Origin of the sequence: Pseudomonas donghuensis (assembly GCF_000696345.2) — a bacterium.
Lineage (GTDB): Bacteria > Pseudomonadota > Gammaproteobacteria > Pseudomonadales > Pseudomonadaceae > Aquipseudomonas > Aquipseudomonas donghuensis.
The window spans coordinates 3,558,438-3,580,795 of record NZ_CP071706.1 but is presented as its reverse complement, the minus strand read 5'-3'; the positions used below and the strand labels follow the sequence as shown (position 1 = coordinate 3,580,795).

Below are 22,358 nucleotides of genomic sequence, written 5' to 3'. Positions count from 1 at the left end.
AGTTGTTATGTTATTACATGATTTTAAGGAGCCCCCATGAACTACCCCGTAGGAAGGTTGTCCCTAGGCCTGTCCGCCTCGCTGCTCGCCCTGCCAGCCGTTGCCGCCGACGCCGTAGTACTCGATGCCCTCAACGTCAACGAGCGCCATTACGAAGAAACCGCGACCGGCCCGGTGCAAGGCTATCGCGCAAGCCGCTCGAGCACCGCGACCAAAACTGACACTGACATCCGCGACACCCCGCAAAGCATCGCCGTGGTGCCCAGTCAGGTGCTCGAGGACCTCAACAGCACGCGCATCGACCGCGCCCTGGACTTTGCCGGCGGGGTCAGCCGGCAGAACAACTTCGGTGGCTTGACCTTCCTCAACTACAGCGTGCGCGGCTTCACCACCGGCGAGCTGTACAAGAACGGCTTTGCCGTCAACCGCGGCAGCTACAGTGCCCCCGACACCTCGAACATCGAACGCATCGAAGTGCTCAAGGGCCCGGCGGCAAGCCTGTACGGGCGCGGCGACCCAGGTGGTTTGGTGAACATCGTCACCAAGCGTCCGCAGGCCGAGGCCTTCACCCGCTTCAAGGCCAGCGCCGGCAGTTGGGACCGCTACCGCAGCAGCCTGGACGTGAACACGCCATTGAGCGAGGACGGCAGGGTGCTGTCGCGGGTGAACATGGCGGTGGAGGATAACGGCAGCTTTCGCGATTATGTCGGCAGCGAGCGGCGCATCGTCAGCCCGTCGCTGAGCTGGCAATTGAGCCCCGAGACCCTGCTGTCGATCGATACCGAGTTCTCGCGCACCGAGTCGGTGTTCGACCGTGGTATCCCGGCGGTCAACAATGAGCTGGGCTCGGTCAGCCGTTCGACCTTTCTCGGTGAGCCCAATGACGGGCGCATCCGCAATGACAACCAAACCCTCGACCTGACCCTGGAGCACAGCCTCAGCGACAGCTGGACACTGCGCCTGGCCAACCATTACACCCAGGGCCGGCTCAAGGGCAACAGCTCGGAGCCGTCGCGGGTGGTCGGCAGCACCATCAGCCGCTTCTACCGCGAGCGCGATTTCGAGTGGAACGACAACATCACCCAGGCCGAACTGCATGGCCAGTTCCAGTTCGCCGGCTGGGAGCACCAGAGCCTGATCGGCCTGGAGTACGAGAACTACCGCAACAGCCAGAAGTACCCGCAGAGCGCCACCTCGCTCGGCTATGGCCTGGACATCTACAACCCGGTGTACGGCCAGGCGAAACCGCCGCTGATCAACCCCAATGACTTCTTCGAGCACACTGAAAGCTACGCGCTCAATTTGCAGGACCAGATTGCCTTTACCGAGCGTTTGCGCGGCCTGCTGGGCGTGCGCCTGGAGCACATCGAGCAGACCGCGCAGAACCGCACTACGCAGGTCAGCAACCGCCAGGAAAAGGACGTTGCCACGCCGCGTGTGGGCTTGCTGTACCAGCTCACACCTGAAGTCGGTGTGTTCGCCAATGCCTCGACTTCGTTCAAGCCCAACAGCATCGGCACCCAGGGCCAGATCTACAAGCCGGAGAAGGGTCTGGGCTATGAAACCGGGCTCAAGCTCGACCTGTTCGACAGCCGTCTGGGGGCAACCATCGCGCTGTTCCAGATCGACAAGGAAAACGTCATCACCACCGATGCCTTCGGTGACAGCATCGCCGCCGGCAAGGCGCGCAGCCAGGGTGTCGACCTGCAGTTCAGTGGCCAGCTCAGCGACGCGGTGCGGGTGATCGGTGCCTATGCCTATATCGATGCCGAAGTGACCAAGGGCGATGCCGCCTTGCCCAAGGGCAGCGACCTGCTGGGCATCCCCCGGCACAGCGGTAGCCTGATGGCGGTGTATGAGTTCCAGAGCGGGCCCTTGCTCGGTTCGGACATTGGCGCTGCGGCCAACTATGTCGGCGAGCGCTCCGGCCAGGCCGGCAGCAGCTTTCGCCTGCCGAGCTACAGCACTGTCGACCTGCTGGCCCACTACAAGGTCAGCGAACAGGCCACGGTGGGCCTGAACCTGAACAACCTGTTCGATCGCAAGTACTACGAGCGCGGCTACAACGCGGCGTGGAACCTGCCTGGGGAGCCGCGCAATCTGATGGTCAGCCTGAGCCTGGCGCTGTAAATCGGCAGTGCGTTATTGCACGCACCACCAGCGCGGCAACTGGTCGTTGAATGAATGCGCGGTCGGCGCCAGGGCCTGATGCTGGTTGCTGTCGAAGCTACCCAGCAGCAGGGCTACTGTAGGCTCATCATCGATGGCACCCAGCGAGCTGCCGCAGGTGGGGCAGAAGGCGCGGCGGGAATAGTCCGAGGAGCGAAAGGTGGCCGGAGCGCCTGCCGGGCCGATCCAGCGAACCTGCTCGCGGGCAAATTCTACCCAGGTGGCTGTCAGCGCGCCGGTATGGCGCTGGCACCATTTGCACGAGCAGCAGTGGGGGTTCAGTACCGGTCCTGTGGCTTCAAAGCGGATCGCCCCGCACAGGCAGCCACCGCTGTAGGTTTCAACGTCCATGGTTATCTCCGGGCTAGTTGCCAACCGGCGTGCACAGCTCCACCAGGGTGCCATCGGGGCAGCGCACATACGACAGTGTTTGCCCCCAGGGTTTGGCTTCGGGGGTTTTCAGCTCGATGGCGCCGGCAGCCACGGCGCGGGCATGGGCGCTAGCGACATCGTCGGTGACCAGGGTGATTTCCATGCCCAGCGGTTTTGCCGATTCGCTGGCTGCCAGCACACCGCCCGGAAAGTGGCTGTTGCCCAGGGCCAATGAGGCGAAGGCGAGGGTGGTGGCGCCGGTGTCCAGCTCGCCATAGTCGCCGGACTCATGGAGAAAGCGCCGGCCCAGGCCGAAGGCCTGTTCGAAGAATGCCAGCGAGGCGGCGACATCCGGGACGTAGACGATGGTGTATCCGAGTTTCATCAATGCTTCCTTGATTGAAGAGGGCGTGGGCGGTTTATACAGCACTTGCCGGCGGCTTGGGTACGTCGCTAAGGTTGTGGCTGCAAAGGAGAGCCCTGATGACCGACCCGATCGAACTCAACCGCCGCAACTGGGATGAGCGTGCGCCATTGCACGCGGCATCCAAAGATTATGAAGTAGACACATTCGTCGCCGACCCTGCGCACCTGTCTGAGGTGGTGCGTTTCGACTTGCCGCGCCTGGGCGATATCCGTGGCCTGCGGGCGGTGCATTTGCAGTGTCATATCGGAACCGACACGTTGTCGCTATCGCGTTTGGGGGCCGAGGTCAGCGGGCTGGATTTTTCTGCGCAGTCCTTGGCTCAGGCGCGGGCCTTGGCTGAACGCTGTGGGGCCATGATCGACTATGTCGAGTCGGATGTGTACGCCGCCGACCAGGTGCTGGCGCCGGCGTCGTTCGACCTGGTGTACACCGGCATCGGCGCGTTGATCTGGTTGCCGAGCATCGAGCGTTGGGCGCGTACCGTGGCGGCGCTGCTCAAGCCGGGTGGACGGCTGTTCCTGCGTGAAGGTCACCCGATGCTGCTGGCGGTGAACGAAGATCATCAGGACCAGTTGGTGATCGAGTACCCGTACTTCGAGCGCGAGGCGCCGACGGTGTGGGACAGCGGCCAGACGTATGTCGAGACCGACAGGTTGCTTGAGCAAACGGTTACCCATGAGTGGAACCACGGCTTGGGCGAGATCATCAGTGCCTTGCTCAAGCATGGGCTGCAGCTCACCGCGCTGGTGGAGCATGACAGCATTCCCTGGGAGGCGCTGCCGGGGCAGATGAGCCAAGACGGGGCAGGTGAGTGGTCGCTGAACAAGGATCGCTGGCGCTTGCCGCTGAGTTACACCTTGCAGGCGGTCAAGCGGGGCTAACGGCTGCGGACCTTGAGGGCCTCATCGCCGGCAAGACTGGCTCCCACAATGGCTTGGTAGACGCCGATCATGTGGGAGCAGGTGTTTGTTGTGGGAGTGGCCTTGTGTACGCCGGACCTGTGGGCGCTGGCCTTGCCAGCGATGAGGCCGGCAGCCTCACTGCGCTGCCGCCTTCGGCTTGCGCGTTCGCTTGCCCGCCGCCGCGCTGCTTTTGCGTTTTTTCTTCCACGGCGCAGCACCACGCCCGGCCGGGGTGGCCGGGCCGCTGATGGTCAGGCGCATGCCGGCGCAGCGCTCGACCTGCTTGCTCATCCACGCCGACTGCTTGGCGACGAAGTCCTCCAGGCTCATCTCGCCGCTTTGCACCATGTCCAGCGCCTGTTCCCAGATCGCCGTGGTGCCCGGGTCGGCAATCGCCCGCGGCACCGCGTCGATCAGGCTGAAGGCCGCCGGGGTGGCACTCAGGGCCTTGCCGTTCTTGACCAGGTAACCGCGATCGAGCAGGCCCTGGATAATCCCGGCACGGGTGGCTTCGGTGCCGATGCCGGTGGTGTCCTTGAGCTTTTGCTTGAGGCGCGGGTCGTCCACCAGCTTGGCGACGTTTTTCATCGCCTTGATCAGGTCACCTTCGGTAAACGGCTTGGGCGGCTGGGTCCACAAGTCTTTGAGGTTGACCCCGGCCACGGCACAATCCTGCCCTTCACGCAGCAGCGGCAGCACCTGAGCCACCGGCGCCTCGCGGCCTTTGCCAGGCGTCAGGGCCTCAGGCAGGGCGCGGCGCCAGCCTGGCTCGACAATCTGCTTGCCCACCGCACGTAATGCCTGGCCTGCGCAATCGAACTCGGCCTGGGTGCGATCGTACTCGTGGTTGGGCAGGAACTGCGCCAGGTAGCGGGCACGGATCAGCGTATAGACTGCCTTGTGCCTGGCCGGCAAACGCGACGGGTCGCTGGCCGCCGCAGTGGGAATGATGCCGTGGTGGGCGCTGACTTTGGCGTCGTTCCAGGCCCGTGAACGGCGTTGCGCTTGCAGGTACGGTTGCAAGGGCGCAAGGCTGGCATCGGCACGCTGCAAGGCGGCCAGAATGGCCGCTGCCTCGCTGTGCTGGCTCAATGGCAGGTAACCGCAGTCGCTGCGCGGGTAGGTGATCAGCTTGTGGGTTTCGTACAGTGCCTGGGCGATGTCCAGGGTCTCCTGGGCGCCGAGGCCGAGTTTTTTCGAGCACAGCTCCTGCAGGGTGCCGAGGTCGAAGGGCAGCGGCGCCGCTTCGCGAACCCGTTCGGTGGCGACGTTCATTACCCGGGCACTGCTGGCCGCACCGATGGCCGCAGCGGCCTGCTGGGCCAGGGCCTGGTTCAGGCAGCGGGCCTGGTCGTCGCAGGCGTCCTCCGGTGCCCGCCACTGTGCAGTGAACTGCTCGCCAGCGCTGCGTAGCTGCACGTCGATGGCCCAGTAGGCCACCGGCACGAAGTCGGCAATACTGCGGTCGCGATCGACCACCAGACGCAATGTCGGCGTTTGTACCCGGCCTACCGGCAATACACCCTGGTAACCGGACTGACGGCCGAGCAGGGTGAACAGCCGGCTCATGTTCATGCCGATCAGCCAGTCGGCTCGCGAGCGCCCCAGGGCCGAATGGTAAAGGCTGAAGGTTTCGCTACCGGGCTTGAGCGTCGCCAGGGCCTTGCGGATGGACGCGTCGTCGAGCGCCGACAGCCATAGCCGGCTGATCGGCCCCCGGTAGCGGCAATGCTCGACCAGCTCACGGGCGATCATCTCGCCTTCGCGGTCGGCGTCGGTGGCGATCACCAGTTCGCGGGCCTCGCCGAGCAGGCGTTTAACCGCCTTGAACTGGCTGGCGGTCTTGGGCTTGACCAGCATTTTCCACTTCTCGGGCACGATCGGCAGGTCGGCCAACACCCAGCGCTTGTAGCGCGCGTCGTAGCTGTCGGGTGGAGCGGTTTCCAGCAGGTGGCCGATGCACCAGGTGACCGTGACATCGGTGCCGACCCAGCAGCCGTCGCCGCGGCGGTTGGCGCCGAGCACCTTGGCGATGTCTTTGGCCTGGGAAGGCTTTTCGCAGAGAAACAGGCGCATGCCGTTCGATCTATGGCTGGTGAAGGCCATAGGATGCGCAGGATTGATAGGCGTGGCAAGCTTTATCTGTATGGATATACAGCCTGGTGTTGCCGCCCTGGTAACGAAAACTCCTCGCATTTGGCCAGCTTGCCCTCGACGTGACCGTGGACGGGAGAATTGCCCTTGTGGCAGCGTTTGACCTGCCCTCGGGTGTGTCAATGGACGATGTCGCCAGGGCTTTCTGCCAACTGCACAAGGATGTACCCCCATGCCTGTTTTCGATTATCGCAACCTCGACAGCGCCGCTTCCAAGGCGCTGTACAGCGACGCCATGGCCTTGACCCTCTATGCCTATCACGGCCTCGACAACGGTTTTGCCGTTGGTTACCAGCAGAACGGCTTTGGTCTGGGCTTGCCCGCCACCTTGGTCAAGGCACTGATTGGCGGCACCGACAGCCAGGGCGCGATCCCGGGCATCCCCTGGAACCCCGACTCCGAAGCCCAGGCCCTGGCCGCTGTAAAGGCCGCGGGCTGGACGCCGATCAGCGCCAAGCAACTGGGCTATGAGGGCAGCACGGATTTTCGCGGAACCTTCCACGGCGAAACCGCCGGCTACACCAGTGCCCAGGTCGAGATCCTCGGCAAGTATGACGCCGCCGGCCAGTTAAGCGGGCTGGGCATTGCCTTTCGCGGTACCAGCGGGCCACGGGAAAACCTGGTGGGCGATACCATCGCCGATGCCATCAACGACCTGATGGCCGCCATTGGCCCGGACGGCTACGCAAAAAATTACGCCGCCAATGCCTTTGGCCGGTTGTTCGACGATGTCGCCGCCTTTGCCAAGGCCAATGGCCTCAAAGGCACCGATATCACCGTCAGTGGCCACAGCCTTGGCGGCCTGGGCGTCAACAGCCTGGCTGAGCTCAGTCACGACAAGTGGGGGGGCTTTTATGAGGATGCCCGTTACGTAGCCTTTGCCTCACCGACCCAGGCCAGTGACAGCGGCAAGGTGCTGAATATCGGCTACGAGAACGACCCGGTGTTCCGCGCCCTCAATGGCTCGAGTTTCGACTGGGCAACCGTCGGCGTGCACGACGGCGCCAAGCCTTCGAGCACCGACAACATCGTCAACTTCAATGACCATTACGCCTCCGATGCCTGGAACCTGCTGCCGTATTCGATCGGCAATATCGCCACCTGGTTGGCGCATTTACCTACGGCGTACGGTGACGGCCTGGGCCGGGTGCTGGATTCGAAGTTCTACGCCTGGACGGCCAAGGACTCGACCATCGTCGTCAGCAACCTCTCCGACGTTACCCGTGGCTCGACCTGGGTCGAGGACCTGAACCGCAATGCCGAGACGCACACGGGCAGTACCTTCATCATCGGCTCCGAAGCCGGCGACCTGATTCATGGCGGGCGTGGCAATGACTACCTGGAAGGGCGCGGCGGCAATGACACCTTCCGTGACGACGGCGGCTACAACCTGATCGACGGCGGCGCCGGGCACGACACCCTGAAACTCGGCCAGGCCCTTGGCAGTTTCGATATCGCCCGCGATGGCAACGGCACCCTGTACCTGCGCGACGCAGCGGGCGGCATCAGCCTGGTCAACCAGGTCGAGACGCTGGTCAGCAAGGAGTCGAGCCTGGTGCTCTTCAGCAAGGAGGTCAGCCACCAGATCGACCCGCAGGGTGTGCTCAGCAGTGGCAAGCTGCACGCCTATGCTACGAGCCAGAACGGCACGGCGGCTAATGACAGCCTGACCGCGAGCGCCCAGGGTGACTGGTTGTTTGGCCTGGATGGCAATGACCACTTGCAGGGCGGGCGTGGCAACGATGTGTTCGTCGGCGGCGCTGGTAACGATGTGCTGGTTTCAGGCGGCGGTCAGGATACCTTCCTGTTCAGCGGCCACTTTGGCCAGGATCAGGTTCAAGGCTTTACCAGTGATGACCGTCTGCTGTTCATCGGCGTTGATGGCGGCACCGCGCAACCGGACTTTCGCCAGCACCTGAGCCAGGAGGGTAACGATACCGTACTGCGTTTTGGCGCTGACAGCGTGACCCTGGTGGGGGTGTCGGCAGATAGCCTGAGCGCGGCGCAGATCGTCATCGCCTGAGTGAACTGCTGCTGGCCGGCAAGCCTTAAGCGGTCTTGCGGGCCAGCACCGAGTAGGTGTGCCAGTGTTTGCTGCGGCCCAGCAACGTCTTGCCGGGCTGGTTGTGCTCATAAAGATCGAGCAACTCGAAGCTGTCGAACAGTTGCTCGGTCTGGGCACGGTCATGCACGCTCAGGTCGCGACGTTCAAGCTGTACCCAGGAGTCCATTGGCCCCATGAAGTGCCCGCAGAATATCCCGCCCGGGCGTAACGCCTGAACGATTCGGCGCCAGGCCTCTGCGAAGTGTTCCGGCCGACAGAAAAACAGGCAGGAACTGGCGGTGATCAACGCCGCCTGGGGGTAGTCGAAAGTTTCAAAGCTGCTGCAGGCGGTAAACAGTTGCGGCTTATCGGCCAAGTCGCGCACGTACTCCAGGGCCTCGGGGTTGTTGTCGTAGGCATGCACGACAAACCCGCGCTCCAGCAAGAACCGCGTGTTGCGGCCCGCGCCGCAACCGACATCCACGGCAATGTTGCCTGCATCGATGGCGACCAGCTCAACTGCCTGACGCAGGTGCGGGTACACCGCAGCCTCGCGTGAGGCTGCGTAGTAGTCGGACTGGATCATCCGCGACTGGCCTCCAGGGCCTGGCTCAGGTCGGCAATGATGTCATCGCTGTGCTCAATGCCGATCGACAGGCGCACCATGTCCCGTGGCACGCCGGCGCGCTCCAGTTCTTCGTCGTTGAGCTGGCGGTGGGTGGTGGAGGCGGGGTGGCAGGCCAGCGACTTGGCGTCGCCGATATTCACCAGGCGCACCACCAACTGCAGTGCATCGATAAAGCGCGCGCCGGCCTCCTGGCCGCCCTTGATCCCGAACGACAGGATCGAGGCCGGCTTGCCTTCGGTGTAGCGCCGGGCCAGTTCATGCTCGGGGTGATCAGGCAGGCCGGCGTACTTCACCCAGGCGACTTGCTCATGGTTCTGCAGGTAGTGGGCGACCTTGAGTGCGTTCTCGGTGTGACGCTCCATGCGCAGGGCCAATGTTTCCAGGCCTTGCAGGATCAGGAAGGCGTTGAATGGCGACAGCGCCGCGCCAGTATTGCGCAGCGGCACCACCCGGCAGCGGCCGATAAAGGCGGCCGGGCCAAAGGCTTCGGTGTAGGTCACACCATGGTACGACGGGTCGGGGGTGTTGAGCAGGGCGAAGCGCTCTTTGTTTTCGGCCCAGGGGAACTTGCCCGAGTCGATGACAATGCCGCCGATGCTGGTGCCGTGGCCGCCGATGTACTTGGTCAGCGAGTGCACGACGATATCGGCGCCGTGTTCGAACGGGCGGCAGAGAATCGGCGTGGCCACGGTATTGTCGACGATCAGCGGTACGCCATGGCGATGCGCGGCATCGGCCAGGGCTTGCAGGTCGACGATATTGCCCGCCGGGTTGCCGATCGACTCGCAGAACACTGCTTTGGTGCGGCTGTCGATCAGCGCTTCGAGGGCGGCGATGTCGTCATGGGCGGCAAAGCGGGTCTGGATACCAAAGCGTGGCAGGGTATGGGCCAGCAGGTTGTAGGTGCCGCCGTAGAGCTTGGCCACCGAGACGATATTGTCGCCGGCTTCGGCCACGGTCTGGATCGCGTAGGTGATCGCGGCCATGCCCGAGGCCACGGCCAGGGCACCGACGCCGCCTTCCAGCGCCGCCATGCGTTGCTCGAGCACATCATTGGTGGGGTTCATGATCCGGCTATAGATGTTGCCGGCGACTTTCAGGTCGAACAGGTCGGCACCGTGCTGGGTGTCGTCGAAGGCAAAAGAGGTGGTCTGGTAGATCGGTACCGCGACGGCCTTGGTGGTCGGGTCGGGGCTGAAGCCCGCGTGGATGGCCAGGGTTTCCAGCTTCATGCAATCGTTCCTTGAAAGTCGGGGGGGAAGGGGCTAGAGCATGGAGCGCGGAGCGAGTGACGGTCAAGGTCCGTGGGAGCAGGCTGGCCCCGCGATAGCGTTCTGCCTAGCCCGCCTTGCGCAAGGTCAGGTTGATGCGCCGGCTGCCCAGCACGGGATGGTTGCCCGGTTTGAGAGGCAGCACCCCATGAAAGCGCAGGCGGTCCTCACCGCCCCAGACCATCACATCGCCATGGCGCAGGCCGATGCGTTGGCTGGGCGCGTTGCGGCTGTGGCCACCGAACTGAAACACAGCCGGCAAACCCAGCGAAACCGAGACGATCGGTTGGCTGTAATCGTGTTCATCGCGGTCTTGATGCAGGCTCAAGCGATTGCCCGGCTGATAACAGTTGACCAGGCAAGCGTCCGGCTGGAAGTCGGCAAAGCCTGCGGCCGAAGCGGCGAGGGCGGCCAGTTCGCTGAATACGGTTGGCAATGCCGGCCAGGGTTGCTGGCTGAGTGGGTCGACCGGGCTGTAGCGATAACCGCGCCTATCACTGATCCAGCCCAGTGTCCCGCAGTTGGTCAAACCCACGGCCATGTTCAGGCCACCGGGAGTGACCATATGCCGCAAAGGCGCGCAGGCGATGATCTGGCGCAGCTCAGGTAGCAGGGCGTCGACCCAGGCCAGGGCAAGCCCGGGCAACACTACCGCCTGCTTGCCGATCCACTGTGGCTCGGCGGGGTTGGCGGGGTTGAACAGGTCCAGTTCGGTTTGCATCATAAGCGGCGATTCAGGCAGCGGGCTGGGTGCAGAGACTGTATAGTAACGCGCTTTGGCACCTGTGCCGTCCCCCTGTTTGTTGCGCGCAAAGCCCGCACTTCAGGGTGCCCAGGGCCCCTCGAAGAAAAAAATAAACTTTTTGAATTCAAGGGGTTGCCAGAGCGGGGGAATGAGTACATAATTGCGTCCATCGAAAACGAGGCACTTAAAAAGCCTAGCGTTTTCAAGGAGATAGCGGTTTTAGTAAGTTGTTTCCTTAAAGAGTTGTATATGTTTGAGATCGCAGTTTCAGGGTCTCGGGCATTTGAGGCCGAGTAGCAAAGTGGTTATGCTCCGGATTGCAAATCCGTCTACGCCGGTTCGATTCCGACCTCGGCCTCCATTATTGAAAGCCCCGCAGATTAACGTCTGCGGGGTTTTTCTTTGTGGGTCGGAAAAGGTTGGAGTTCCGATACTTCAGGCATTGAGTTCCGAAATTTCACCCTTTGCAGGGCTTGGCGATGGCCCCGACGCGACGGTAAGCGCGCTCGGTGATTCCCTCTTTCGAGTGTCCGAGCAGCACGCTCGCATCGCTCAGGTCGTTGATCCTCAGATGCCGCTTTCGGTCGGATGTCCCTGAACTGGAACTGGGCTATTCGATTGGTAAGGTCAGGCTTCTTCTCCAGCTCTGCTTTCAACCTCGTGGCCTCGCGTGCGTCCGCCCACCGGTTGCGCAACATTGGCCAGCTCATCCGCTTGCCATGCTCGTTGACGATGAAAAGCGGGCTGGTGCGTCGCATGATGCGCTGCTGCCTACATCGTTTGCCGCGACCGGCGCCCAGTGGGCTGAGCAAACCATCAAAGGAGCGAGTGATGAAGATTTCAAGATGGATTTAGCTTGCCCAATATACTGTATGTATATACAGTGTATTGAGATTGCAGGCCGTCTGGTCGAGGTGCCGACCGACGCAGCCACTTTTGAATTTTTTCGTGTCAACTCACAAGGAAAGTCAGATGACAACTACCTACACCGCTTCAAACTCCCTGCCCTTTGCAGCGCTGCCCACCACCAACGGCGTGGTTCAGTATTTTCGCGCCACGATGACCAACCCGGCCGATGCTACCTATGCCCCTGATGGGCTCGCAGCGGCTCCGATTTATGGCTTGGGTGGGCAACTGCTGCAGGGTGACGAGATCGTTGCTGGCGGCAATGTCACGCTGGTCTCGCATATTGGCCCTATGCTCAACGGCGGCGCTTTGTGTTGGGTGTTGATCAGTAGCGACGGCGGTGCACAGCAGGTCGCCAATGCAACACGTAGCCAGCACGCGGTAACCTTGGGTCAGATCTCCATCGCTTCGGGAGCTGCGCCGGGTGATGTGAAATTTTCGGCTGCCAATTCCGTTCCTGCGGGTTGGCTCAAAGCAGATGGCGCTGAGGTTTCACGTAGCACGTTTTCTGCGCTCTTTGCGGCAATTGGAACGACCTATGGTGCTGGGGACGGTTCGACCACATTCGTATTGCCTGACTTGCGAGGCGAGTTCATCCGCGGCTTTGATGACGGCAGGGGGATAGATGCTGGGCGTGCATTTGGATCGTCGCAAAAGGGCACCCTGCACCCCTACGATACCACTGACAATAAAGCCAACGGCATCTGGAGTGCTTCAACCACACAAAACTCTGGTGCAGCATCGCAAGTAGCGATGGGTGTAGACCCGTACTCGACCACTGATTACCCGACTGTTACCGTCGGTGGAGTCGATGCGACAGTCAATTATGCATTACCGGGTCTCGCCGGCGACCGCGGTTACTCAGGCGTCGCTCGGCCACGCAATATCGCGCTACTTGCACTGATCAAGTATTGAGTTTCTTGCTTTTAAAACTCTCATATCTCCGGCGGTGTACTCCCACTATGCCGCCCTTGTGCTCTCCGACCTGCTCGCACGAGAGAACTGGCGAAAGCGTATGACCGAGCCCGAATAGCAGGCCTGGCGTTCGAGGCGTCCTATACTGCTCTGGTCAAATAACCGGAGCAGCAGCGTGAAGAGGACTCTGGCGGGAATTATCGAGGCTGTCACCGAGTACTAGCTCCGATCGCTTGGTGGACCGGCGCGCTCACTCCATTGAATAGTCCGACACCTGCGGCGTGGTTCATGGCGCCGCGCGAGGCGAACTTGCCCCTGCGGCTGCTCAACGAAATGCCGCCATCGCCGATGCCGGCGACCAAGGCTTAATTACCTTGCGGGCGTGCCAGGCCCACGTCCGAAACGTCGGGCGGTGAGCGGTAAAACAAACAAGCGCAGATGGCTGCTTTCAATGGCTGGGGGGCCACAATTCTTAAACTGCATCACGACTGGCTATCAGGGTGCGACAATCGCAACTCCCCGTCGCAATAAACCACCTCGCGGCCCAGCCATCCATTATCTACCTGCGGCAGCACCGCCGATGGTTTGCGCAACTCGCGCAGCAGGGTTGAACCGTGGGACAACCGCCCACCCATTCGTGCGATCACCGCGCTAGCCTGCTGATATTGGGCATGCCGCCCCGGGTCGAGGCTGTCCTCAAAAAGGATATCCTGGCCGAGAATGCCCCGCACGTAGCCGGGATAGATCATGAAGCCGGCAGCCTGCTCAAGGCCCTCGCGGCCATCTTGCCAGAAGCTGCCCGCGCGGTTGCGCACTTCAGGGTGTGGTGCGAACCAGCGTGCACGCTCGGCTCTTGGCATCGCGTGGTGCACCCGGAAGAAGATACGCATCAGGTTGTCCCGGTACCATTCGCGCACCTGCAGGTAGTACCCCCGAAGCCCCGGAAAGCCAAGGCGGTGGGCCATCGCGATGGGCCTGGGCCAGAGTGGCAGCGGTTGCAGGGGCAGTTCGGCATGGCTGGGGCGTGGGGTACCTGGGTCGGTTTCCCAAGGCAGGCGATGCGGGCTGAAGCCCAGGTCGTCATAGGCGGTTGGCGGGCGACCGAACAGGGCGCCGCCGCTACTGGCCAGTGCGGTGGCGATGCACAGGTTGCCCTGCACGACGAAGACATAGAAGCGGCTGAACCAATCTGCCAATTGCTGGCCATTGGCGCCGTCGGCCTTGAGCTGCGTCAGTTCATCATCAAAGCGGCGCAGCCCCGACTCCAGGGTATGCAGGTGCCCTCGGGCTATGCGCTGCATGCGCCAGAACAGCGGCAGCGAGCGTAGTAGCCGCAGCGGTCGCCAAGGCAGAACCGGGGTGGCGCCACCTACTTCGCCTGCATAGCTTGCGGCCGATACGCCCCAGTCTGCCAGGCGGGCCAGGAACAAGTCGTTGTTGATGTAGGAGGCGCCAGCGAATACAGCGGTAAAGGGTTCGTTGTCTTCCAGAATGCGGCAGTCCCAACGTGCCATGATCGCCGGGATACTTGCGGCTGCGCGGCGCTGGGCATATTCGACAAAGCAGCTGGGCTGTGGCGGCAGGATCTCGGCAATGTTCGCCGCGGTCAGGTGGCGTCGCCAGCCATGCTCGCTGATCGGTCGATACTGCAGCAGCCAGAGCTGTTGGCCGTCCCAGGCCCATTCGACATCGCCGGGCACATAATGGAACACCTTGAGCACCCCTTGCAGGAAGCCCCATAGCGCGGTTGCGTCGAGCCCGTGCAGGTTCCGAAACTGCCCACTTTCCCACGCTGAACCCAGGCGCGAAAGGGTTGCCCGCTCTGGCGTGGCCTGGCCATCGGCGAGCGATTCCAGATGCCCCTCGACCCACTCCAGTTCCACCGCAAGATGGCGAACAAAAGCGATACCCGAGAGCTTGGGAGTAATGAAGCGCTGCACCACGACCTCTTCGACACCCGCAACGCGCAGCTGCTTTACCCGGGCTGCAACGTCGCTAGCCGTTACCCGCAGGTACGTGGTGCTCAGGCCGGCATTGGCCGCATCGGCCTGGTCTTCGCCATAGCTGGAGGAGCGTACGGCCCAAGTCATGTGCGCAGTGCCGGCGAGCAACTGCGCCAGGCGGGGGTCGCTCTCATGCTCAATGGTCAACGCCTGGGGGACTGGTTGTCCGGCAAGCTCGGCCAGGCGCAAGCGACCGCCCTTGGTGTGGGCGACGAAGCCTTGCGCCCCTGATTCCAACCAGGTCGCGAATGCGCTGGGTGCGTCGATCCAGGGATAGTGCCCCCAGCCTGGTTGCAGGCTGATGCGCAGGTCGGCGCGGGCCAGGATTGCTGACCAGGCTGCTGCCTGGGCAATGCCGAGCATCTGGTCCTGATCGCCCCAGACCAGCTCGATGGGGTCGGTGATCCACTCCAGCAGCGTCAGGGCTGTGTCGGCGCGCAGTTGGTCCCAATAGGGCATGAAGGCCCTGCATCGGGTATAGCCGGCGCCCATACGGCGGTATTGCGCAGCGCTCCAGCGGTGTTGGGAAAACTTGCGGGCGAACCATTGTGGCTTGTGGCCGAGCAGCCAGTGGATGGTCTTGCGCAGCGGCAGGGGCGACATGAGGGCCGGCAGACGACGCTGCCAGAGAAACGCCCCGACCGGCGCCAGCAGCACGCTGCGGGCAAAGTGCCCCGGGCGGCGCTGCAAAGCATGCAGCACGATAAGCGCATTCACCCCCACGGCCATGATTTCCTGGCCAGGCTCGGTCATCTCCAGCAGTGCCTGAGCATAGCCTGACAGGTCCGTGCAGGGCGGCTGTGGGTTATCACCAAAACCAGGCAGCTCCAGGGCCTGTACCCGGTAATGGCGAAAATGCGCGAGCGCATCGTCCCACCAGTCGGCGGCACTGCCATTGCCAGCCAACAGGTACATCAAGGGCTTGTTCATTGATGCTCCTCAGGCCAGGTCGCGCAGCGCGCTGTCCAGGGTTGGGTACTGGAAGCGGTGGCCGGCTTGTTGCAGCCGGGTCGGCTGCACGCGCTGGCCGTCGAAGAACAGCTCGGCCATCTCGCCGGCGATCAGGCGTACCGGCGCTGCCGGAACATGTAGCCATACCGGACGCTTGAGCAGCGTACCGGCGGCCGCGACGAACTCGGCTTGGCTGACGGGCTCGGGGGCGACCAGGTTGTATGTGCCGTTCATCGAGGTGTCGTCCATGGCCCGTGCCATCACCTGCAGCACATCGTCGCGGTGCACCCAGCTCATGATCTGCCGACCATCGCCCATGCGCCCGCCAAAGCCCAGGCGCAACGGCATCAGCAGCGCAGGTAGTGCTCCACCGGGGCCGAACACCACACCCAGGCGCAGTACAACCTGGCGTACCCCCAGTTCGGTAGCGGGCCTGGCCGCGGCCTCCCAGTGGGCGCAGAGCTTGGCCATGAAGCCTTCACCCTTGCTGGCGTTTTCGTCCAGCTGTTCACTGCCATCGCGCACGCCGTAGTAGCCGATGGCTGAGGCCTGGATCCATAGCGCCGGTTTGTGGGTGGCATGTCTCATCCAGCCCAGCAGCGCCTCGGTGGTGGCGACCCGGCTGGCGAGCAATTGGGCCTGGCGCCGCGGTGACCAGCGCGGCCCGGCGACCGGCGCGCCGGCCAGGTTGATCACTACATCGAATCGTTCGCCATGGCCGAGCTTGCCCAGTTCGCGCATGCACCGGGCCCGGCCATCGAACAGGTAGGCTGCGCGCAGCGGATCTCGGGCCAGCACGGTGACGGTGTGACCGGCATCAAGCAGTTGGTTGACCAGCGCTTCGCCAATGAAACCGGTGCCGCCGGTGACCAGCACCTGCTTGTAGGCTGCCCCTGCAAAGAGGTTGGGCGGTAGGCCCTTGCGTTGCATGCGCAGCGCCGCCAGGCCATCGCGGACACCCGAAGCCGTGACGCCAACGGCAAACAGCGTCAGTACCCAGCCTTGCCAGCCGAGATCGATTGCCACCAAGCCGCTGGGCAGGTGCGACCACTCCAGTAACTGCATGCCATACAGGGCGAAAAAGGCACCGGCGTTGATTGCCAGTACCGTATGCATGATGCGCTCGATCGCCGGTAGCTTGCGGCTACGGTCCTCGACCACGAAATCCCATAAGGTTAAGCCGATTTCCAGGGTAAACAGCACCGCAACGACAATGGCCCATCCCCCCTGAAAGGCAACGTGCGCAATGCCCAGGAACAGGACCCCGTAGAAGCACGAGCGTACTGCGTGGATCGCCAACTCCAGGCGTGCACTATGGCGCTGGGGCAGGGCCACGGTCAGTTCATGATGGTAGAGAGTGTCGAGCGCCCCAAGAAACCCTTGGAACAGCAGCAAGATAATGGCCCAGTGCAGTGTAGGCAGTTCAGCCACGTTCAAGTCCTTTTACAGTGAAAACAGAGCGGTCATGGCGATACAGCCAGAGCAGTGGTGGAATCAGGACCAGGAGGGCCACACCGTCGACAACCAGATGCGACCAGATACCCACCTGTAGCGAAATCAGGGCATCCTGAGGTGCCCAAAGCACAATGCCGGCAATCAGCCAGGCCCAGGCCTGGTGGCTGCGAAGGCGATCACCCAGGTGGATGAGGCCGAGCATGTACAGCGAGTAGCTTTGCAGGGTGGCGCCGAACAGGGCCAGCCACCAGACCTGTTGGTTGCGTGCCGGTACGGGTGCAGCCTGGCCCCAGAAGGCCTGCTCGATACTCAGTTGATAGTCGTTCAGCAGCAGGCTGTGGCCAGCCCACGTCAGCCCGACACCTACCAGCAAATGCGCCAGGGCGGCAGCCTGGAGCCAGCGCACCCAGAAGCGGCGCCGACTGGTTAGGGATGAAGAGTGTGAAGATGGCATTCCGTGTCCTGTCGATTTCCTTGACGGTGAGCAGTGTACCGGAGGTTGCAGGTCAACCGAGGATGTTCAGCCCATCGCTGATCCTGCAGCGACCGGTTGAATCCACAACCCAAAGCTGCCGGTCAGCATTTGGCTGAAATTGGCCGATTGTGGTCTGCTATGAAGCCGCTATCGGGCCAAGATCAATGAGCAGCCAATGATATGAGACCTTGCCGTACAGGCCGCCTATATCTTCGTTACTGTCAGGGTCCCGTAGCAACAGGGCCAATGTTTCATGGGCGTCGTCCCCACCGTTGGCCAGATTATGGGCCAGTAATGGAGACAAAATGCCTAACCGGTCTGCTTCAGTTGCATTTTCCGAACGCTGGATCTCTACAGACATGTCGCTCTCCCTGAGCGGTGAGTAGCGAAGCTCGAATCGCCGCTGGCCTATACTGCTTTGACCAAATGACCGGAGCGGCAGAATGTGAAGAAGACCCTGGCCGGAGTTATCGAGGCGGGCGAGCCGCTGATACAATAGGCCATCGATGCGCAGCGACGTTACCACGCTGCTCAGGGTGCCGGTCAGTCAGCAAAGAAAGTCGAGCGCCTGGGGCTGGAGGCTGAGTCGCAGTACCAGGCTGTTACCGAATACCAGCTACGATCGCTTGGAGGTCCTGCAGCATCCTGCACGTCTGGTGACCGAGGGTTCATAGATAGCTCATAACGAATGACACCTCGCTGTTGGCCGTTCCAGGTCTTACCCCTAAATCATTCTTGCCTCCGCTGCTTGCTGGAAGTGTTCGATAATATCGTACGCTCAGTGGTATCCGGAAACTCCCGCCTGTAGAGGTGTAGTCGCTGAATACGTAATCTTTGTTAAGTTCTAGAGGAGTTTGATTGCTGTCCAGTATTTGTAATGCAATACCTTGTGCAGTAGAGCTCTTGTTGAGCTCTATGATTCCCAGGGCGGCATTCCAGGCTGGGGTGGTTGGATTCGGCGCTAAGGTGTACATGACCTTTTTTATCCCGCTTGGACAGTTGTTAAGCAGGATGTTGAAGGACGTTGCTTTTGAGGTATCACCGATTTCGGAGAAAATACCAAGATCGTATTGCCCCATTTCGACTTTAACGTCTGGAGTTTCACAGGATTGAGCTATGAATTTCAACTCGTTGCTGATTTTCAAGCTGATTGGATAAATTGAGCCTGCTTTTAAACTTCCGATTTCTCCTGCAGAAATCGTAGTGTTGTTTTTGACTGTTCCTGTTTTCAGCAGGCGAAGCGCATGTGTCGTATTAGCGAATCCATAGGTTTCGCCGCCATTAAGTACTGACGCTCCTCCGTCGCCGGATACTGGAGTGCCATTATATATCCACTGCCATGAGATGCCCGTGTCACCGATCGGAAAGGTTTTGCTCGTGGGGGAGTCTGTGCCTAGTTTGTTTTTTACACCCCACCTTGTATCCGTAGTGCACGTGAACGACGGCCCTGTAGCGTTGGCACTCCCTGACTCATAAAGGACAGTGTTGTCTGGAGTGTCTCGCGGGAAAGGCAAAGTTGAGGGTACGCTTACCGTTAGGGTGGCTTCGCTGTGCCCTGTGACAAGGCTGCAAGCCGCCATCGCATTAAAGCTAATACTTTGAAATATAAGTGCTTGCAATAAGCGGTTTAGCCTGACGGGATTTCCATTTTTAAAGGGATGGTTTGAATTTTGAGATTTTTGTAAATTAAAATTCTTATTGAGCGTCATTGGTTGTATGACCTCTCAATAAATTCCCAGTGATAATCAGGGTTTTCGGCTTTTAATTTGTTGTAGTAGTGCTCGTTAGAATAGTTTTGTTTTATGTCATGCTGCGAAGCAGTAGTGCATCCAGAGAGTGCAGTAAAAACACTTGCGGCAATACTTATTTTTAGCTTATAATTGCTTGATTGCTTGCTTGCTTGCTTGCTTGCTTGCTTGCTTGCTTGCTTGCTTGCTTGCTTGCTTGCTTGCTTGCTTGCTTGCTTGCTTGCTTGCTTGGCGTTAATTCCGAATTGTGTAAGTTCATTGCTAATTCGTACTAATTCAAAATGGATTGGTGAAACTACCTACGCCACCTCGAATTCGAAATCAGACGATTCTCATTTTTGCCACAAGCGCTAGGCCTTGGGCGGCATTCCTCTCCTGGTTGGCGAGCAACCATCTAGCTACTAGGCTCTGTACGAAATCCCCAGAAACCCAATCGTCACCTCACCCCTCAAACGCTGAAATTTTGCGGCCTAAGCCGAAGTGCCATTTCTTAGTCCATTTTGCAGATGATTACGGTTACCATCACGCTTGCTGTCAGAGCGTACCTGGCATCGTAATATCACCACGCTCCGAGCCATCGAACTCGCGCTTGCGCTGGCGGCTCCTGCGTGGGGCATCGATCTCGAGTAACAGTAGCGGCTCAGCCAGGTGGCATTGAACGCACGTCATTCCGGGCAGCATTCACAGAGACAGTATCCAGGGAGCATAACGGACATGCTGGAAAACCAAACTTTCAACCGGGTCGGAACCAACCATCAGATTTCGGCCAACGCCTACAATCTCATCCTCGGTGCAGTGCTGCTGTGGGGCTTTGCCGTCAACTGGTACCTGGTAACCACTGTGCCGGCCGACGTTATTCAGGCTATCCCCATGCTGCTCTTCATGGCCGGTTACATGATCACTACGCTGACGGGTGTCGCCATCATATTCAAGTCTGAGAAACCGCTGTACAGCTTTCTCGGCTACAACCTGATCGTGGTTCCGATAGGCTTGCTGCTTGTCATTGTCCTCCCGGACTATTCGCATCAAAACATTATTAAAGCCGTGCAAACGACCGCCTTGCTGACCGTGGGCATGATGCTGCTGGGTACCGCGTTTCCCGCCTTCTTCAAACGCATCGAAGCGTCGCTGTTTATCGCCCTGGTGGTTGCGATAGTCGTCGAGTTGGGGCAAGCCTGGTTGTTCGGCACCCGTCTGGCGGCGATGGATTGGATCGTTGCAGCGATCTTCTGTGGGTATATCGGGGTGGACTGGGGACGTGCGAACCAGATCGAGCGTACCGTGGACAATGCGATCGACAGTGCCGCATCGCTGTATCTGGACATCATCAATCTGTTCCTGCGGATCTTGCGGATCATGTCCAAGAAGTGAGTTGCGCAGCTGCTACGGCACAAAATCCCAGCCTTTGAAACCGCTGTCGCCGCACCTGAACACTGATATTCGGTAGAGTTTGCGCCCATCGAAGGCAGGAGGCCACGATGGTCAGCGGTACGAAATCCCCGATGCAGCCTGGGAGCTGGTTGCTGATCTCTTTGAACAGCCCCGGCGCAAGATTCATATGCTTTGCGACGCCAATGGCGTACCGCTGCGCTTTCTGCTTTCGGGCGGACAGGCCAGTGACATCTCGTACGCTCAGCCCCTGTTCGATGAAGCCTATGTCCCCAGTTTGTGCGGTCGCCCTCGCAAACGCTGTCGCTGGCTTTTGGCTGACAAGGGCTACGATGCCGAAGCCCTGCGACGCTACGGTGACCGTTACCGGATGCAACCGGTAATCCCTCGGCGATCGATGAAACGCAAACCCAAGCCCGGCTTGCCTCGCTTGTTTGATCGGCCGAAATATCGACAACGCAACATCATCGAGCGCATGTTCGGCTGGCTGAAAGAGAACCGACGGATCGTCACACGCTTCGACAAGCTCGCGAAAAGCTACGCAGCGATGGTCTCGTTAGCTTGTGCCATGCGGTGTTTGCGACATTACTTTTCGTACAGTGCCTAGGGACCAAATGGAAGGCCCGTGCGGTCATAGAGATCGCGGGTGCCTCCTGCTATTCATCATCAGCATTACATGGGAAACCACAGCGACGGTGAGCCACATGAAGACAAAGAGTCGAGCTTTACGGGTTTCCTTGGCAGAGGCCCACTCCTCGCATTCGTTGCCTGAGAGGCACATGGGAGAACAGAGGTCCACGCCTTCCACTTTGCAATGCAGAATGCTGCTACCGACGAACGACAGTTCGATCTCTTTGCCTTGGGCTTTTCTAAACAGGTCCGACGGACGGAGCAGTTTGGAGTCGAGCTGTTTAAGTCGTCCCGAGTCCAGGTCCCGGAGGGTGATCTTGGGATGATTACCAGTCGTTTGATGGACCGCCACTCCTCGCATGACTTCAATGTCGGCCCCACGATATCCATAGGACCTGCTGATGACGACCATGAGCACGACTAGCATGATCCCTCCCAGAACAACGGAGGCTGATCTTAGTTGCTTCCAAGTCTCATTTGACGGCCTCCGCATGTCCTTCCCTCTTCGTGCCCAGAGAGAGTATAGGTATGGATGATCCAGTACTGCGGGGCGACGTCGCTACTCTGCCTCCCTCCCTGCCTTGGACCTGGCACACGCCAACTTAAGCTTTTCATGCACATTGCGCAGCCTGCCTGCAACGTCACTGCCACTGCCCCAATCAAGACTCGCCTATGATCCCTCCTTTAAAATGGGTGACTGTAGCGAGGACCTGGCCGGGCAGCCAAATGCAAAAAGCCCAGCGTGGGGCCGGGCTCGTCACCAGTGGTCGAAACGCTTTTATGCTAGCGAAATTCGTAAATCAAAACGGCTTGAGCTAGCTCGATGTCGCTGGCTGTGCCCACTTGATTCTGAGTACGCAACACCTCGAATGCTGCCTCCAGGCTCGCGCCTCGGATATACCCATCACTCGCGACAAAAGCTGCAGCATCATTGCGAGCGGCAAGAATTTTCTGGTCCCCCCCCTTGTGACTACCCTGGGTGCTTTCGTCGATCTCTTGAGTAAGCGTAAAGGGGGAAAAAGTCACAACAAAAGTCGCTGAAACAACCGCCCCCATGCCTGACACTCTGACGCCACCATCACCAGCGATTACGGGAAAACTGCACGGAAAACCGAGCATAAATACAACAATCAGCTTGCGCAAAAATCCACTCCATGGGTGAGAAGCATCCTTC

At 60.5% G+C, this 22,358-nt stretch carries 18 protein-coding genes, 1 tRNA gene and 3 pseudogenes; 8 read left to right on the top strand and 14 right to left on the bottom strand.

Features of this window, described 5'->3' with window-relative positions:
* Nucleotides 1-36 precede the first annotated feature (36 nt).
* A complete protein-coding gene (locus tag BV82_RS16635) occupies nucleotides 37-2,130 on the top strand; it encodes a TonB-dependent siderophore receptor (RefSeq protein ID WP_010223997.1) in 2,094 nt (697 codons plus the stop codon).
* A 12-nt stretch (nucleotides 2,131-2,142) separates the two neighbouring features.
* Here BV82_RS16635 and BV82_RS16630 read toward each other — a convergent pair whose 3' ends face one another.
* Together BV82_RS16630 and BV82_RS16625 are read right to left on the bottom strand one after the other, a co-directional pair.
* Nucleotides 2,143-2,520 carry a GFA family protein gene (locus tag BV82_RS16630; protein ID WP_036994751.1) on the bottom strand — a complete coding sequence of 126 codons (378 nt, stop codon included), beginning with the start codon at nucleotides 2,518-2,520 and terminating at the stop codon, nucleotides 2,143-2,145.
* 13 nt (nucleotides 2,521-2,533) lie between these two features.
* Complete coding sequence (locus tag BV82_RS16625) at nucleotides 2,534-2,926, bottom strand: VOC family protein (RefSeq protein WP_036994752.1); 393 nt, start codon at nucleotides 2,924-2,926, stop codon at nucleotides 2,534-2,536.
* A gap of 98 nt (nucleotides 2,927-3,024) precedes the next feature.
* On the opposite strand from BV82_RS16625, the gene BV82_RS16620 reads away from it, so the two are divergent.
* Nucleotides 3,025-3,849 carry a class I SAM-dependent methyltransferase gene (locus BV82_RS16620; protein WP_036994753.1) on the top strand — a complete coding sequence of 275 codons (825 nt, stop codon included), beginning with the start codon at nucleotides 3,025-3,027 and terminating at the stop codon, nucleotides 3,847-3,849.
* A gap of 156 nt (nucleotides 3,850-4,005) precedes the next feature.
* Here the strand turns inward: BV82_RS16620 and BV82_RS16615 are convergent, their stop codons facing one another.
* A complete protein-coding gene (locus BV82_RS16615) occupies nucleotides 4,006-5,946 on the bottom strand; it encodes a DNA topoisomerase III (protein WP_036994754.1) in 1,941 nt (646 codons plus the stop codon).
* Between the two features lie 250 nt (nucleotides 5,947-6,196).
* On the opposite strand from BV82_RS16615, the gene BV82_RS16610 reads away from it, so the two are divergent.
* Nucleotides 6,197-8,047, top strand: coding sequence for a polyurethane esterase (locus BV82_RS16610; RefSeq protein ID WP_036994755.1), 1,851 nt, complete (start codon nucleotides 6,197-6,199; stop codon nucleotides 8,045-8,047).
* A gap of 25 nt (nucleotides 8,048-8,072) precedes the next feature.
* Here BV82_RS16610 and BV82_RS16605 read toward each other — a convergent pair whose 3' ends face one another.
* The 3 genes from BV82_RS16605 to alkB all read right to left on the bottom strand — a co-directional run bounded on the left by BV82_RS16605 (nucleotide 8,073) and on the right by alkB (nucleotide 10,691).
* Entirely contained in the window at nucleotides 8,073-8,654 is a 582-nt protein-coding gene (locus tag BV82_RS16605; protein WP_036994757.1) for a class I SAM-dependent methyltransferase, read from the bottom strand.
* A complete protein-coding gene (locus tag BV82_RS16600) occupies nucleotides 8,651-9,928 on the bottom strand; it encodes a bifunctional O-acetylhomoserine aminocarboxypropyltransferase/cysteine synthase (RefSeq protein ID WP_036994758.1) in 1,278 nt (425 codons plus the stop codon). Before BV82_RS16600 ends, BV82_RS16605 begins: the two co-directional genes overlap by 4 nt.
* Before the next feature lie 106 nt (nucleotides 9,929-10,034).
* Nucleotides 10,035-10,691: a DNA oxidative demethylase AlkB gene (gene alkB / locus BV82_RS16595; protein ID WP_010223981.1), complete on the bottom strand. Its 657-nt coding sequence runs from the start codon at nucleotides 10,689-10,691 to the stop codon at nucleotides 10,035-10,037.
* A gap of 308 nt (nucleotides 10,692-10,999) precedes the next feature.
* On the opposite strand from alkB, the gene BV82_RS16590 reads away from it, so the two are divergent.
* The 3 genes and pseudogenes from BV82_RS16590 to BV82_RS26450 all read left to right on the top strand — a co-directional run.
* Nucleotides 11,000-11,073: transfer RNA gene (locus tag BV82_RS16590), tRNA-Cys, on the top strand.
* Nucleotides 11,074-11,684: 611 nt separating this feature from the next.
* Nucleotides 11,685-12,533 (top strand): tail fiber protein, encoded by an 849-nt coding sequence (locus tag BV82_RS16585; protein WP_051636744.1) that lies wholly within the window; start codon nucleotides 11,685-11,687, stop codon nucleotides 12,531-12,533.
* Nucleotides 12,534-12,799: 266 nt separating this feature from the next.
* Nucleotides 12,800-12,949 (top strand): annotated as a pseudogene (locus BV82_RS26450) (lysis protein); the annotation flags it as partial.
* Nucleotides 12,950-13,015: 66 nt separating this feature from the next.
* Here BV82_RS26450 and BV82_RS16580 read toward each other — a convergent pair.
* The 6 genes and pseudogenes from BV82_RS16580 to BV82_RS16555 all read right to left on the bottom strand — a co-directional run bounded on the left by BV82_RS16580 (nucleotide 13,016) and on the right by BV82_RS16555 (nucleotide 19,424).
* Nucleotides 13,016-15,466, bottom strand: coding sequence for a PEP-utilizing enzyme (locus tag BV82_RS16580; protein ID WP_036994760.1), 2,451 nt, complete (start codon nucleotides 15,464-15,466; stop codon nucleotides 13,016-13,018).
* 9 nt (nucleotides 15,467-15,475) lie between these two features.
* Entirely contained in the window at nucleotides 15,476-16,918 is a 1,443-nt protein-coding gene (locus BV82_RS16575) for a TIGR01777 family oxidoreductase (RefSeq protein ID WP_036994761.1), read from the bottom strand.
* Nucleotides 16,911-17,396: a hypothetical protein gene (locus BV82_RS16570; protein WP_036994763.1), complete on the bottom strand. Its 486-nt coding sequence runs from the start codon at nucleotides 17,394-17,396 to the stop codon at nucleotides 16,911-16,913. The genes BV82_RS16575 and BV82_RS16570 overlap by 8 nt, the downstream gene beginning before the upstream one ends.
* A gap of 178 nt (nucleotides 17,397-17,574) precedes the next feature.
* Nucleotides 17,575-17,778 (bottom strand): annotated as a pseudogene (locus BV82_RS16565) (GNAT family N-acetyltransferase); the annotation flags it as partial.
* Nucleotides 17,779-18,085: 307 nt separating this feature from the next.
* Complete coding sequence (locus BV82_RS16560) at nucleotides 18,086-19,126, bottom strand: fimbrial protein (protein ID WP_081839642.1); 1,041 nt, start codon at nucleotides 19,124-19,126, stop codon at nucleotides 18,086-18,088.
* A gap of 160 nt (nucleotides 19,127-19,286) precedes the next feature.
* Complete coding sequence (locus BV82_RS16555) at nucleotides 19,287-19,424, bottom strand: hypothetical protein (RefSeq protein ID WP_215444968.1); 138 nt, start codon at nucleotides 19,422-19,424, stop codon at nucleotides 19,287-19,289.
* 455 nt (nucleotides 19,425-19,879) lie between these two features.
* On the opposite strand from BV82_RS16555, the gene BV82_RS16550 reads away from it, so the two are divergent.
* The gene (locus BV82_RS16550) at nucleotides 19,880-20,536 is read left to right on the top strand and encodes a Bax inhibitor-1 family protein (RefSeq protein ID WP_010223969.1); all 657 of its coding nucleotides are present in this window, start codon (nucleotides 19,880-19,882) and stop codon (nucleotides 20,534-20,536) included.
* A 178-nt stretch (nucleotides 20,537-20,714) separates the two neighbouring features.
* Nucleotides 20,715-21,161: pseudogene (locus tag BV82_RS16545) on the top strand (IS5 family transposase); the annotation flags it as partial.
* A 24-nt stretch (nucleotides 21,162-21,185) separates the two neighbouring features.
* Here BV82_RS16545 and BV82_RS16540 read toward each other — a convergent pair.
* Entirely contained in the window at nucleotides 21,186-21,611 is a 426-nt protein-coding gene (locus tag BV82_RS16540) for a hypothetical protein (RefSeq protein ID WP_145959316.1), read from the bottom strand.
* A gap of 356 nt (nucleotides 21,612-21,967) precedes the next feature.
* A complete protein-coding gene (locus BV82_RS16535) occupies nucleotides 21,968-22,327 on the bottom strand; it encodes a DUF2388 domain-containing protein (protein WP_010223966.1) in 360 nt (119 codons plus the stop codon).
* Between the last annotated feature and the right edge of the window lie 31 nt (nucleotides 22,328-22,358).

What these genes read in the sequence shown, in the direction of transcription:
- BV82_RS16580 (WP_036994760.1), bottom strand. Translation starts at nt 15,466, where the DNA reads ATGAACAAGCCCTTGATGTACCTGTTGGCTGGCAATGGCAGTGCCGCC.
- BV82_RS16600 (WP_036994758.1), bottom strand. Translation starts at nt 9,928, where the DNA reads ATGAAGCTGGAAACCCTGGCCATCCACGCGGGCTTCAGCCCCGACCCG.
- BV82_RS16585 (WP_051636744.1), top strand. Translation starts at nt 11,685, where the DNA reads ATGACAACTACCTACACCGCTTCAAACTCCCTGCCCTTTGCAGCGCTG.
- BV82_RS16540 (WP_145959316.1), bottom strand. Translation starts at nt 21,611, where the DNA reads ATGCTAGTCGTGCTCATGGTCGTCATCAGCAGGTCCTATGGATATCGT.
- BV82_RS16615 (WP_036994754.1), bottom strand. Translation starts at nt 5,946, where the DNA reads ATGCGCCTGTTTCTCTGCGAAAAGCCTTCCCAGGCCAAAGACATCGCC.
- BV82_RS16550 (WP_010223969.1), top strand. Translation starts at nt 19,880, where the DNA reads ATGCTGGAAAACCAAACTTTCAACCGGGTCGGAACCAACCATCAGATT.
- BV82_RS16630 (WP_036994751.1), bottom strand. Translation starts at nt 2,520, where the DNA reads ATGGACGTTGAAACCTACAGCGGTGGCTGCCTGTGCGGGGCGATCCGC.
- BV82_RS16635 (WP_010223997.1), top strand. Translation starts at nt 37, where the DNA reads ATGAACTACCCCGTAGGAAGGTTGTCCCTAGGCCTGTCCGCCTCGCTG.
- BV82_RS16555 (WP_215444968.1), bottom strand. Translation starts at nt 19,424, where the DNA reads ATGAACTTACACAATTCGGAATTAACGCCAAGCAAGCAAGCAAGCAAG.
- BV82_RS16560 (WP_081839642.1), bottom strand. Translation starts at nt 19,126, where the DNA reads ATGACGCTCAATAAGAATTTTAATTTACAAAAATCTCAAAATTCAAAC.
- BV82_RS16570 (WP_036994763.1), bottom strand. Translation starts at nt 17,396, where the DNA reads ATGCCATCTTCACACTCTTCATCCCTAACCAGTCGGCGCCGCTTCTGG.
- BV82_RS16620 (WP_036994753.1), top strand. Translation starts at nt 3,025, where the DNA reads ATGACCGACCCGATCGAACTCAACCGCCGCAACTGGGATGAGCGTGCG.
- BV82_RS16610 (WP_036994755.1), top strand. Translation starts at nt 6,197, where the DNA reads ATGCCTGTTTTCGATTATCGCAACCTCGACAGCGCCGCTTCCAAGGCG.
- BV82_RS16625 (WP_036994752.1), bottom strand. Translation starts at nt 2,926, where the DNA reads ATGAAACTCGGATACACCATCGTCTACGTCCCGGATGTCGCCGCCTCG.
- BV82_RS16605 (WP_036994757.1), bottom strand. Translation starts at nt 8,654, where the DNA reads ATGATCCAGTCCGACTACTACGCAGCCTCACGCGAGGCTGCGGTGTAC.
- alkB (WP_010223981.1), bottom strand. Translation starts at nt 10,691, where the DNA reads ATGATGCAAACCGAACTGGACCTGTTCAACCCCGCCAACCCCGCCGAG.